General features: G+C 65.7%; 13 protein-coding genes. 6 read left to right on the top strand and 7 right to left on the bottom strand.

Features of this window, described 5'->3' with window-relative positions; genetic code table 11:
• Positions 1–72 precede the first annotated feature (72 nt).
• From K1Y73_RS11985 to K1Y73_RS11955, 7 genes are all read right to left on the bottom strand, one after another.
• Positions 73–567: a hypothetical protein gene (locus K1Y73_RS11985; protein ID WP_225028532.1), complete on the bottom strand. Its 495-nt coding sequence runs from the start codon at positions 565–567 to the stop codon at positions 73–75.
• Positions 568–795: 228 nt separating this feature from the next.
• Positions 796–2,028 carry a tryptophan synthase subunit beta gene (gene trpB, locus K1Y73_RS11980; RefSeq protein WP_225028531.1) on the bottom strand — a complete coding sequence of 411 codons (1,233 nt, stop codon included), beginning with the start codon at positions 2,026–2,028 and terminating at the stop codon, positions 796–798.
• A gap of 164 nt (positions 2,029–2,192) precedes the next feature.
• A complete protein-coding gene (locus K1Y73_RS11975; RefSeq protein WP_225028530.1) occupies positions 2,193–2,873 on the bottom strand; it encodes a phosphoribosylanthranilate isomerase in 681 nt (226 codons plus the stop codon).
• A gap of 1 nt (position 2,874) precedes the next feature.
• Positions 2,875–3,237: a LapA family protein gene (locus K1Y73_RS11970; protein ID WP_225028529.1), complete on the bottom strand. Its 363-nt coding sequence runs from the start codon at positions 3,235–3,237 to the stop codon at positions 2,875–2,877.
• A gap of 87 nt (positions 3,238–3,324) precedes the next feature.
• Positions 3,325–3,606 carry an integration host factor subunit beta gene (gene ihfB / locus K1Y73_RS11965; protein ID WP_225028528.1) on the bottom strand — a complete coding sequence of 94 codons (282 nt, stop codon included), beginning with the start codon at positions 3,604–3,606 and terminating at the stop codon, positions 3,325–3,327.
• Between the two features lie 199 nt (positions 3,607–3,805).
• On the bottom strand, positions 3,806–5,644 hold the full coding sequence (gene rpsA, locus K1Y73_RS11960) for a 30S ribosomal protein S1 (protein ID WP_263626608.1): 1,839 nt from the start codon (positions 5,642–5,644) through the stop codon (positions 3,806–3,808).
• A 254-nt stretch (positions 5,645–5,898) separates the two neighbouring features.
• The gene (locus K1Y73_RS11955; protein WP_225028526.1) at positions 5,899–6,771 is read right to left on the bottom strand and encodes a glycosyltransferase family 2 protein; all 873 of its coding nucleotides are present in this window, start codon (positions 6,769–6,771) and stop codon (positions 5,899–5,901) included.
• 176 nt (positions 6,772–6,947) lie between these two features.
• Between K1Y73_RS11955 and miaB the strand changes: the two genes are divergently transcribed.
• From miaB to K1Y73_RS11925, 6 genes are all read left to right on the top strand, one after another.
• Entirely contained in the window at positions 6,948–8,270 is a 1,323-nt protein-coding gene (gene miaB / locus K1Y73_RS11950; protein WP_225028525.1) for a tRNA (N6-isopentenyl adenosine(37)-C2)-methylthiotransferase MiaB, read from the top strand.
• A 229-nt stretch (positions 8,271–8,499) separates the two neighbouring features.
• Complete coding sequence (locus tag K1Y73_RS11945; RefSeq protein ID WP_225028524.1) at positions 8,500–9,048, top strand: OmpA family protein; 549 nt, start codon at positions 8,500–8,502, stop codon at positions 9,046–9,048.
• 11 nt (positions 9,049–9,059) lie between these two features.
• Positions 9,060–9,434 carry a hypothetical protein gene (locus K1Y73_RS11940; RefSeq protein ID WP_225028523.1) on the top strand — a complete coding sequence of 125 codons (375 nt, stop codon included), beginning with the start codon at positions 9,060–9,062 and terminating at the stop codon, positions 9,432–9,434.
• A gap of 199 nt (positions 9,435–9,633) precedes the next feature.
• Entirely contained in the window at positions 9,634–10,641 is a 1,008-nt protein-coding gene (locus K1Y73_RS11935) for a PhoH family protein (protein ID WP_404819084.1), read from the top strand.
• A 145-nt stretch (positions 10,642–10,786) separates the two neighbouring features.
• Positions 10,787–11,290, top strand: coding sequence for an rRNA maturation RNase YbeY (gene ybeY / locus K1Y73_RS11930; RefSeq protein WP_225028522.1), 504 nt, complete (start codon positions 10,787–10,789; stop codon positions 11,288–11,290).
• 41 nt (positions 11,291–11,331) lie between these two features.
• Positions 11,332–12,273, top strand: coding sequence for a transporter associated domain-containing protein (locus K1Y73_RS11925; protein ID WP_225028521.1), 942 nt, complete (start codon positions 11,332–11,334; stop codon positions 12,271–12,273).
• The last annotated feature ends 18 nt before the right edge of the window (positions 12,274–12,291 follow it).

The raw sequence follows: 12,291 nt of genomic DNA, 5'->3' as shown, positions 1-12,291 counted from the left end.
TCGCCGGCTTGTCCGGCCAATCATCGCAAGCCCGCCCCGGCCCGGCAAGACCGGGGCGCGATTTCCGCCGGATCAGTCGTCATCGTGATCGCGGTCGCGATCACTGTCACGCCCGCCACGGTCGTCATCCCGGTCGTCGTCACGGTCGTCATCCCGGTCGTCGTCGCGGTCGTCGTCACGATCATCGTCGCGGTCGTCGTCGCGATCATCATCCCGGTCGTCGTCGCGGTCGTCGAACCGATCATCGTCGCGGTCATCGTCATCATCCAGGAAATCCCGGTCGCGCGACCGCACTTCCACGCCGCTGCGGGCCAGATCCTCGCGGTCGGCGCGTTCGGTTTCCTGATGCAGCACCACGCCGGTCTCGCGGTCATAGACGATCTCGACCTTCTCGGTGCCGCGCACCGCCTCGACCTCGATCTGGCTGCGGCCGCGGGTGACTTCGATCCAGTCATAGCCGTCGCGCTGATAGCGCTGCACCAGCTCTTCGGTGGTGACGGCGCCGGCGACCGTGCCGGCCAGGGCGAAACTCGTGCCAAGAAGCAGGCTGCGAAGGGGATAGGTCATGGAAGCATCCTTTCGGTCCGGGTGTCGGTTCTGGTGCCGCCCATCCGGCGACAGGCCCAGAAAAACCGCGTCCCGGCCCCGCCCGCTATTGACCGCAGGTTTAATCCGCCCCGCCCTGCCCCGCAGTTTAGCCGCATAAACCGGGGTTTATGGCCCTGCCCCGGCCTTGCGCGCATGAAAAAGCCCCGCGGCGGAACCGCGGGGCCCAGGGTTTGGCCGAAGCTTGGCTCAGCCCTTGATCTCGACGCCCAGATGGCGGGCCACGGTGAAGATGTCCTTGTCGCCGCGGCCCGACAGGTTGACCACGATGATATGATCCTTCGGCAGGCCGGGCGCGATCTTCGTCACATGGGCCAGCGCATGGCTGGGCTCCAGCGCGGGGATGATTCCCTCGGTCTCGCACAGAAGCTGGAACGCCGCCAAAGCCTCGTCATCGGTGACCGAGACATATTCGGCCCGGCCGATATCGTGCAGCCAAGAATGTTCCGGCCCGATCCCGGGATAGTCGAGCCCGGCGGAAATCGAGAAGCCTTCCAGGATCTGCCCGTCCTCGTCCTGCAACAGATAGGTGCGGTTGCCATGCAGCACGCCGGGGCGGCCGCCGGTCAGGCTGGCGCAATGCTGCATGCGTTCGTCCACGCCCTTGCCGCCGGCCTCGACGCCGATGATCTTGACATCCGGGTCATCCAGGAACGGGTGGAACAGGCCCATCGCGTTCGAGCCGCCGCCGATTGCGGCGATGACGGTATCGGGCAGGCGGCCGGGGCCTTCCTGTTCCTGCAGCTGCGCCCGGGTTTCCTTGCCGATGATCGCCTGGAAATCGCGCACCATGGCGGGGTAAGGATGCGGGCCGGCCACCGTGCCGATGCAATAGAACGTGTCGCGGACATTGGTCACCCAGTCGCGCAGCGCATCGTTCATCGCATCTTTCAGCGTGCCGCGGCCCGAGGTCACCGGCACCACCTCGGCGCCCAGAAGCTTCATGCGGAAGACGTTCGGCATCTGCCGTTCCACATCATGCGCGCCCATATAGACGATGCATTTCAGCCCGAACTTGGCGCAGACCGTGGCCGTTGCCACGCCATGCTGGCCGGCGCCGGTTTCGGCGATGATCCTTGTCTTGCCCATGCGGCGGGCAAGAAGGATCTGGCCCAGCACATTGTTGATCTTGTGGCTGCCGGTATGGTTCAGCTCTTCGCGCTTGAGATAGATCTTCGCGCCGCCCAGCCGTTCGGTCAGGCGCGGGGCGAAATACAGGGGCGAGGGCCGGCCGACATAGTGTTTCCACAGGTCGTCCATCTCGGCCCAGAAACTGGCATCGGTCTTGGCGCGTTCATATTCCGCCTCGAGCTCCAGGATCAGCGGCATCAGGGTTTCCGAGACGAAACGCCCGCCGAAGATGCCGAAGCGGCCATCCTCGTCCGGGCCCGTCCTGAAGCTGTTCACACCGTCTTCTGCCATGGCGCCCTCCTGTCTGTCCCAGAGGGTGTAGCGCCCTTGGGACGCGGGGGAAAGGGGGGCGCTGCCCCCCTCGGCCTGCGGCCTCACCCCCCGGGATATTTCTGCAGAGAGGAAGGCAGAAGACAGGCGGTCTGAGGATGTGGCCGATGCAGGGGGTGATGCGATCAGCGCAGGATCGGAATGCCCTGCTGGGCGCCCGCGCCGGCACCGGTTGCCGCAGAGGTGAAGGCGGCGATCTTTGCCGCATCCTTCACCCCCGGCGCGCTTTCGACGCCCGAGGCCACATCGACCTGCCGCGCGCCGGTCAGGCGGATCGCTTCGGCCACGTTTTCCGGCGTCAAGCCGCCCGCCAGCATCCAGGGCCGGATCCAGCGCCGCTGCGCCACCAGGCGCCAATCGAAGGTCAACCCGTTGCCGCCCGGCAGGACCGCGTCCTTGGGCGCCTTGGCGTCGATCAGGATCTGGTCCGAGACCAGCGCATAGTCCAGAAGCGGCGCCAGATCGCCCGGCTCCGCCACGCCGATCGCCTTCATCACCGGCAGGCCATAGCGGGCGCGGATCTCGGTCACCCGGGCCGGGGTTTCGCGCCCGTGCAATTGCAGCATGTCGAGCGGCACCTCGGCAGTGATCGCATCCAGCGTGGCATTGTCGGCATCGACGACAAGGCCCACCTTGCACAGGCCCTCGGGCGCGGCCAGGGCCAGCGCGCGCGCCAGCGGCGGCGCGGCATAGCGCGGCGATTTCGGGAAGAAGTTGAACCCGGCATAGGCCGCGCCCGCCGCGGCGACGGCGGCGATATCGGCCTCGGTCACCAGGCCGCAGATCTTGACGCGGATCTGGGCCATCTCAGCGCCGCCCGGCGGGCTCGATCAGGGCCAGCACCTCATCCTGCGGCGGGGTGCTGCTGGAATCCTTCAACACCGCCAATTCGCGTTCCAGCCGCGCCACTTCGCGGGTCTTCACCCGATGCGCGCCACGGATGCGCCATTCGCGGAACCATTCCCAGATGAAGCCGATCATCACCCCCGCGGCGACAGCGACCAGAATCACCAGAAACAGCGGCAGCTGATAGGCAAGGTTCAGCCCCAGCATCGCCGCCAGGTCTTCGGGCAGCAGCCGGAAGGTCACCGGGGCGCGATTGGCCAGGGCCAGCGCCAGCAGCGCGATGGCCGTCACGGCGATGAACAGGATGCGCAGGTATCGGATCATGCGTCAGGGCCCCCGGGCGTCACTTTCCCCGGTTATCCCGCGCCTGCCGCGCCGGTGCAACCCCAAGGCGCAGCGGATCGGCGGCGGTCAGTTGCCGTTCAGCCGGTCGCGCAGCAGCTTGCCGGTCTTGAAGAACGGCACTTTCTTGTCATCGACCTGCACCGCTTCGCCGGTGCGGGGGTTGCGCCCCACCCTGGCATCGCGCGCCTTGACCGAGAAGGCCCCGAACCCACGCAGCTCGACCCGGTCGCCGCGGGACAGGGCCTCGATGATTTCCTCGAAAACCGTGTTCACGATACGCTCGACATGGCGCTGCGTCAGATGCGGGTTGGCGTCTGCGATCTTCTGGATCAGTTCAGACCGGATCATCCCTTCGTCCCCCCTGTGGTTCGGCCCCAGGACCGGCGGCCGCCACGATGCTTTTGTTCCCGGACTATAACGGCAGGAATTTCCCGCTGACAAACGAAATCACGGGGTTGAGGGCACCAAAGCAAAGGGCCCCGCATGCCGCGGGGCCCCCAGCTTGTGCAGATCGGCTGCCGGATCGGCCGCCGTGGCACTTGCCCGCTTAGCTGCGATCCTTGAGCGCGGCGCCCAGGATGTCGCCCAGCGAGGCGCCCGAATCGGACGAGCCATACTGTTCGACGGCTTCCTTTTCTTCGGCGATCTCGCGCGCCTTGATCGACAGGCCCAGCTTGCGGGTCTTCGAGTCGACATTGACGACGCGCACGTCGATCTTGTCACCGACCGAGAAGCGCTCGGGGCGCTGGTCGGCACGGTCGCGCGACAGGTCCGAGCGGCGGATGAACGACTTGGCGCCGTTATATTCCACTTCGATCCCGCCATCTTCGATCGCGGTCACTTGAACGGTGATCACCGCGCCGCGCTTCACGCCGTCAACCGCGTCGCTGAACGAATCCTCGCCCAGAGCCTTGATCGAAAGCGAGATGCGTTCCTTGTCGATATCGACTTCCGAGACCGCCGCCTTGACGATGTCGCCCTTGCGGTATTCCTGGATGGCTTCCTCGCCGCGCTTGTCCCAGGACAGGTCGGACAGGTGGACCATGCCGTCGATATCGTTGTCGAGGCCGACGAACAGACCGAATTCGGTGATGTTCTTGACTTCGCCTTCGATGGTCGAGCCGACCGGATGGGTTTCCGCGAAGACTTCCCACGGATTGCGCATGGTCTGCTTCAGGCCCAGCGAAACGCGACGCTTGGCGCTGTCGATTTCCAGGACCATGACATCGACTTCCTGGCTGGTCGACACGATCTTGCCGGGATGCACGTTCTTCTTGGTCCAGGACATTTCCGAGACGTGGACCAGGCCTTCGACACCGGCTTCCAGCTCCACGAAGGCGCCGTAATCGGTGATGTTGGTGACGCGGCCCTTGTGAACCGAACCGATCGGATAGGCCTTTTCGACCGCATCCCACGGATCCGACTGCAGCTGCTTCATGCCCAGCGAGATACGGTGGGTTTCCTTGTTGATCTTGATGACCTGAACCTTGATGGTCTCGCCGATCGACAGGATTTCCGACGGGTGGTTGACGCGGCGCCAGGCCATGTCGGTGACGTGCAGCAGGCCGTCAACGCCGCCCAGGTCAACGAAGGCACCGTATTCGGTGATGTTCTTGACCACGCCGTCGACCACTTGGCCTTCCGACAGGTTGCCGATGACTTCGGCGCGCTGTTCGGCCCGCGATTCTTCCAGGATGGCGCGGCGCGACACGACGATATTGCCGCGGCGACGGTCCATCTTCAGGATCTGGAAGGGCTGCTTCATGCCCATCAGGGGGCCGGCATCGCGCACGGGGCGCACATCGACTTGGCTGCCCGGCAGGAAGGCGACAGCGCCGCCCAGATCGACGGTGAAGCCACCCTTGACCCGGCCGAAGATCGCGCCATCGACGCGCTGCTCGCTGGCATAGGCCTTTTCCAGACGATCCCAGGCTTCTTCACGACGGGCCTTCTCGCGCGAGATGACCGCTTCGCCACGGGCGTTCTCGACGCGGTCCAGATAGACCTCGACGGTGTCGCCCACGGTGATGTTCGGCTGCTCGCCCGGATTGGCGAATTCCTTCAGGTCGACGCGGCCTTCCATCTTGTAGCCGACGTCGATGATGGCCTGGCCCGCCTCGATGGCGATGACCTTGCCCTTGACGACCGAACCCTCTTCGGGGGTGTCGATCTCGAAGCTCTCCTTCAGAAGGGCTTCAAATTCTTCCATTGCGTTCTTGGCGCACATGCGAGTTTCATCCTTTTTACGGTTTTTCTGGCCATGCGGTTGGCTCCGCCGGTCTTTGGCTGGCCCCGAACACGCAACGCCCCGCCGGGCGGGCCGGTCGGGGGAAGGCGGTTTCGGGATGGCGGGCCTATAGTCGCATCCGGGCCGCGGGGCAAGCAAAACCCTGCAGGCGCGAGGATGGCAGGCGCCGAAAGGGGGGCTCTGCCCCCCGCCTTCGGCTCCCCCCGGGATATTTTCGGACAGATGAAACAGCCAAGACGCTTTGGCATTTCATCTGTCCGAAAATATCCCCGCGCGGAGCGCAGACCCGAGCCGGTTGGCCGAAGGCCAGAGGCGAGAAAATCATCTGCGGCGCAGCCGCACGATCACATCACTGGCAAATCACTGGCAAATCACTGGCCGGCACGCCCCGGTCAGAACCATTGCCCGGGCTCCATCAGGCCCAGATCCATCAGTTGCTGGCTGTGCCAGTCGAAGGGCACCGAATTGTGCCAGCGGAAACTGTGGATGTCGAAGCGCGAGCCGGGATTGCTGCGCAGCGCCTTGGCGGTGCGGAAGGAACAGATCGCCGCCGTCAGGTTGTTGTGCCAGGGACAGGCATAGGTGTTCATCTCTTCTTCATCGGCAAAGGTGAAATCGGGCCGCAGCCGCAGCCCCTTCTTCGCCTTGAAGATCGAGATCCGGTCGATCTTGCGCTTGGTCCAGGGGATATGTTCCTCGAACCGCCAGCGCAGCCCGCCGAAGAAATCCAGCTGCCGCTCCTTGGGCGCCCAGGCCTTGGCCTCGTCCTTGCGGGCCAGCGCGTAATAGCCCGACCGGTCGAGATGGGCATCCTCAAGCGAGACGGCATTGCCGTAGCGGTCCAGATCGCCGGCATAAAGGTCGATGACATAGGTCAGCATCGCCTCGCGCCGTTCCTCGGCATGGAAGGCCACCAGATCGCGGATGCCCCGGCTCTCGCAGAAGGGGAAGAACAGGTATTCGGCATTGTAGCAGTAATAGATCCACAAGCCCGGCGCGGCATCGGCGATGCGGCTGACCGCCTCGGGCAGGGCGGCATCGGCATAGACATCGTGGCGCACCAGATGCAGCCGGTCCAGAATGTCTTCGGGCGGGTCGATCCCCTCGGGCGCCAGCAGCACGATCTCGGGGAAGCCCGCCGCCAGATGGTGGCGCAAGGTCGAGCCCAGCTCGACCGCATCCTCGGCCATGATCACCGCAAGCGGGCCCTTCGCCAGCGCCGTGCTGGAGGTGGCAAGGAAACTGTCGAGGTCCTTGTGGATCATGTCCGCCCCTGATCGGCCTGCCCTGGCCCCTTGGGCCGCGGCGCGAAGAGTCGGTCAAATCCAGCGGTAAGGCAAGGGGGCCCGCCGCACCGCCCAGCCACCCTGCCCCGCCGCACCGCCCGCCGTTGCCCCGCGCCCGGGCTCTGTGTAAAAGGCCCCCTTCAGGAGGCGCGCCCATGTCCGGACCCCAAGCGAAGAAGCTGTTCGTCAAGACCTACGGCTGCCAGATGAACGTCTATGACAGCGAACGCATGGCCGAGGCGCTGGGCGCCGAGGGCTATGTTCCGACCGATGTCATCGAAGACGCCGACATGGTGCTGCTGAACACCTGCCATATCCGCGAAAAGGCCAGCGAGAAGCTGTATTCCGATCTGGGCCGGCTGAAGCCGCTGAAGGCGGAAAAGCCCGGGCTGAAGATCGGCGTCGCCGGCTGCGTGGCCCAGGCCGAGGGCGCCGAGATCCTGCGCCGCATGCCGCTGGTCGATCTGGTCGTCGGCCCGCAGGCCTATCACCGCCTGCCCGAGATGCTGCGCCTGCCCGGCCAAAGCGTCGACACCGATTTCCCGGCCGAGGACAAGTTCGACCATCTGCCCGCCCGCAAGGGCCGCCGCGGCCCGACTGCCTTCCTGACCGTGCAGGAAGGCTGCGACAAGTTCTGCGCCTTCTGCGTCGTGCCCTATACCCGCGGCGCCGAAGTCAGCCGCCCCGCCGCGCGCCTTCTGGCCGAGGCGCGCGATCTGGTCAGCCGCGGGGTGCGCGAGATCACGCTTCTGGGGCAGAACGTCAACGCCTGGCATGGCGAAAGCCCGGCGGGCGGGGTCTGGGGCCTTGGACATCTGGTGCGCGAATTGGCGGCGATCCCGGGGCTGGACCGGATCCGCTATACGACCAGCCACCCCAATGACATGGCCGAGGATCTGATTTCCGCCCATGCCGAAGTGCCGCAATTGATGCCCTATCTGCATTTGCCGGTGCAATCGGGCAGCGACCGCATTCTGAAGGCGATGAATCGCAAACATACCGCGGCGCACTATCTGGATCTGGTCGCGCGCATTCGCGCGGCCCGGCCCGATATGCTGCTGACTTCGGATTTCATCGTGGGTTTCCCCGGCGAAACCGATGCCGATTTCGAAGCGACAATGGCGCTGATCCGCGCGGTGCATTACGGCGCGGCCTTCTCGTTCAAATATTCGGCCCGTCCCGGCACGCCCGCCGCGGAAAAGCCGCCCGTCGCGGCCGAGATTGCCGATTCCCGTCTGCAGGCCCTGCAGGCGCTAATCCTGGACCAGCAGCACGCCGCCCAGGCCGCCATGGTCGGGCGCGAGGTGCAGGTGCTGTATGAAAAGCCCGGCCGCCTGCCCGGACAGATGGTCGGCAAGTCGCAGCATCTGATGGCAGTCTTCGTGCAGGACCCTACCGGCCAGGTCGGAGATCTGGTCCGGGCCCGCGTCTCAGCTTCGGCGCCTAACTCTTTGGCCGCCGACCGGATTCCCGACTGACGCAACGGCAGGCAGATCGCGCCGCTTCAGGTTTCCACAGCTGCGACAATCGCCGGCCATCCACAGGATATGGTGGTTAAGAAGGAACGAACCGCCACATAAATGCCCCAATCCGGGCCATTTCTTGCCGAATCCGCTTTACTTCACAGGGGTTGGTCGGCAATCCTTCGCGCAGCTGTCACAGATTTCGGTGAAGGGGGCTCTGGCTGTGAACCGGATTTCACGCGCCATGCGGGTGTTTTTGGGAGGGGCCGCACTTGCGGCCGGTGTTGTGACGGGCGGTGCCGCCCTGGCGCAGGGCGCGCCTCAGGTCACGGGCCAGATCGAATGGGGCATGTGGGTCGATGACGACGGCTGCATGCATTGGTGGGCGGATGGCGGGCTGGAAGGCTATATGGTCCCCCGCCGCAATCCGCAGACCGGCAAGCCGGTCTGCCTGAAGAAGAACACCTGTCTGGTGGAAAACACCGACACGCTTTTCGCCACCGACAGCGCCAAGCTGACCGCCTCGGGCCGCGAACGCCTGCGGCGGTTCTTCTCCGAGTCGGGCGCCTTCGGCTATGCGATCTACGGCCATACCGACAGCCGCGCCTCGGATGAATACAACATGGGCCTGTCCAAGCGCCGCGCCCATGCGGTGGCCGAAGTGGCCCGCTCGGTCGGCGCCTCGGTCGAGCGCGAATTGGGCTATGGCGAACGCCAGCCGATCGCGTCGAATGGCACGGCCGCCGGCATGGCGAAGAACCGCCGTGTCGAAGTTGTCTGCTACCGCTGGTAAGGGGGAAGGCCATGACCATGAAATTCGCGGCACTTCTTCTGGGCACGCTGGCACTGTCGGGCTGCGTCACCGACGGGCTGACCGCCTATAACGGCGATCCGAACACGGTGATCGCCACCGGCAAGGACAAGGGCAGCGTCGACCAGACCGGCCTGATCAACGGCCAGGCCGCCATCGCCTATGATCCCGACGGCTGCCAGGTCTGGATCATGGATGACGGGGTCGAGGGCTATTCCAGCCCGCGCTATGACCCGGTCTCAGGCCTGCCGGTCTGCAACAACCTGTATCCGCCCGGCACGGTGGTGAAGAACTACCAGACCTCGGGCGCGGGGCTGCGCGATTACGTGCCCGGCCCCGGCCGCAAGACGGTGGTCGTCAAGAAGTGACGGCCCCGCGGGGCAAAGACGGAAAAAGGGCCGCGGCAGATGCCGCGGCCCTTTTTCGTTTGCCCGCCGATCGGGCGGAAAGTGTCACAGGCCCTGCATATCCGCGCGCAAGATATGGTGTGCGAAATGTTTTGCCTTGCCAGATTGCGGCCCCGGTCGCACCATCCCATATAGGCCCTGTCGAAGAAGGAGACCCTGCTTGGGCATCAGCGCGCTGACCCCCCCGACCAAGCCCGAGGATATGATCGAGACCATCCTCGAATTTCCCGACAACCGGCTTCTGATCGAGCTGTGCGGCGAATTTGACCGCAACCTCGCCCAGATCGAGCATCAGCTTGGGGTCCATATCCTGCGCCGGGGCAACCGGCTGGCGGTGATCGGCGAGAAATCGGGCAGGGATCAGGCGGCCGCCGTGCTGCGCTCGCTTTACGCGAAACTGGAAGGAGGCCGCAACGTGGCGGCAGGTGATGTCGATGGGGCGCTGCGCATGGGCCGCCCGGTCAGCCCCGCGGCCGAGGGCGAACAGATCGAACTGTTCAACCCGGGGATGGAGCTGCGCACCCGCAAGAAGCCGATCGAACCGCGGACCGAGGCGCAGAAGGCCTATGTCGCCAACCTGTTCCAGAACGAACTGGGCTTCGGCATCGGCCCGGCCGGCACCGGCAAGACCTATCTTGCCGTCGCGGTGGGCGTGACCATGTTCCTGGCCGGCGCGGTGGAAAAGATCGTCCTCTCGCGCCCCGCGGTCGAGGCGGGCGAGCGTCTGGGCTTCCTGCCCGGCGACATGAAGGAAAAGGTCGATCCCTACATGCAGCCGCTTTACGACGCGCTGAACGACTTCCTGCCGGCCAAGCAGGTGGAAAAGCTGATCCAGGAAAAGCGGATCGAGATCGCCCCCCTGGCCTTCATGCGCGGCCGCACCCTGTCGAACGCCTTCGTGGTGCTGGACGAGGCGCAGAATGCCACCTCGATGCAGATGAAGATGTTCCTCACCCGCCTGGGCGAAGGCTCGCGCATGGTGATCACCGGCGACCGCACCCAGATCGACCTGCCGCGCGGCACCGCCTCGGGCCTGGCCGAGGCCGAGCGCATCCTCAAGGGCGTCAAGGGCGTGACCTTCAACTACTTCACCGCCAAGGATGTGGTCCGCCACCCGCTGGTCGCCCGCATCATCGAGGCCTATGACCGGGACGAGGCGCAGGTCTGATCGCGGCGGCACGCCAAAGCAGGACGGAAACGGCCAAAGCCGCCTTCCTCTCTGCAAAAATATCCCACGGGGGTCCGGGGGTGTGAAACCCCCGGCCTTTCCGCTTGCTCTTGCGCCGGGTCAGGGCGCGCGCTAGGGGCCGGTCATGGAACCGCTGGTTGATTGCGTGATCGAAGACGACCGCTGGGCGGCCTTCGGGCTTGAACCCCTGGCCGAATCGGCGGCGCGGGCGGCGCTGCTGCATCTGGGCGTGGTGCCCGAGGCCTTCCAGATCGCGCTTCTGGGCTGCGACGATGCGCGCATCGCGGTGCTGAACGCGGATTTCCGCGGCAAGCCCAAGCCCACCAATGTCCTGTCCTGGCCGGCCTGGGATCTGTCGCCGGAAACCCCCGGCGCCGCGCCCGAACGGCCCGATCCCGCGCCCGGGGGCGAGATCGACGGTCTGGGCGATATCGCCATCGCCTGGGAGACCTGCGAACGCGAAGCCGCCGAACAGGGCAAGCCGCTCAGCGATCATGTGACCCATCTGATCGTTCACGGAACCTTGCATCTTCTGGGCTATGACCATGAGACCGAGGCAGATGCCGCGCTGATGGAAGGTCATGAAGTTGCGATACTTGCCACACTCGGGCTTTCTGACCCATATTAGACGCGCCCTCGCAGGACGGGGGGTTTCAGGGCAAAGGATCAATGGGCAGTAGCAACGACAATCCGGCCGGGATGCAATCCGCATCGGCCGAGCCGGAAGACGGGTCTACGGAACCCGCCGGACGCGGGTTCTTCGGGCGGCTTCTGTCCGCATTCACCCCTTCGGGCGACGATGGCGCCGGCGGCGATGCGCCCGCCGCGCCCGTGCCCCAGCCAGCGCCCGGCCTTGCCGCGCTGCGGCGGCTGCGCGTCGATGACGTGGCCGTCCCCAAGACCGAAATCGTCGCCGTGCCGATGGATATCGGCAAGGACGAGTTGGTCGAGGTGTTCCGCGAACACGGGTTTTCGCGCGTGCCGGTCTACAAGGGCACGCTGGACCATCCGCAGGGGCTTGTGCTGCTGAAGGATCTGGCGCTGACCCATGGCTTCGGCGCCTCGGGCCGGTTCAGCCTGAAGCGGCTCTTGCGCCCGATCCTGTATGCGCCCCCCTCGATGCCGACCGGCGTTCTGCTGCAGAAGATGCAGAAGGAACGCGTGCATATGGCGCTGGTCATTGACGAATATGGCGGGGTCGACGGTCTGGTGACGATCGAGGACCTGATCGAAACCGTCATCGGCGCCATCGAGGACGAACATGACGAGGATGAGGGAGCGCTCTGGAAAGAAGAGCAGCCCGGGGTGATCCTTGCGCAGTCGCGCGCGCCGCTGGAAGAGCTGGAACAGGCAATCGGCCTGCGGCTGCGCACCGGCGAGGAAGACGAGGAAATCGACACGCTGGGCGGGCTGGTCTTCCTGCGCACCGGCCGCGTGCCCGCGCGGGGCGAGGTGGTGTTCCACGAAAGCGGCGCCGAGATCGAGATCGTCGATGCCGATGCGCGGCGGATCAAGCGGCTGCGGCTGCGGCTGCCGGGCGCCGAGCGGCGGGCCGAACGCCGGGCCGAAGCGCGCGCCGAAGACCCTGACGCCGGCAATACGGCAGGCTAGCCGGTGCGTCGGGACGGG

The organism is Xinfangfangia pollutisoli (assembly GCF_020179405.1).
In the GTDB taxonomy this organism is placed as follows: domain Bacteria; phylum Pseudomonadota; class Alphaproteobacteria; order Rhodobacterales; family Rhodobacteraceae; genus Pseudogemmobacter; species Pseudogemmobacter pollutisoli.
The sequence above is the reverse complement of the archived record's forward strand: the minus strand, read 5'-3'. Positions and strand labels throughout refer to the sequence as shown.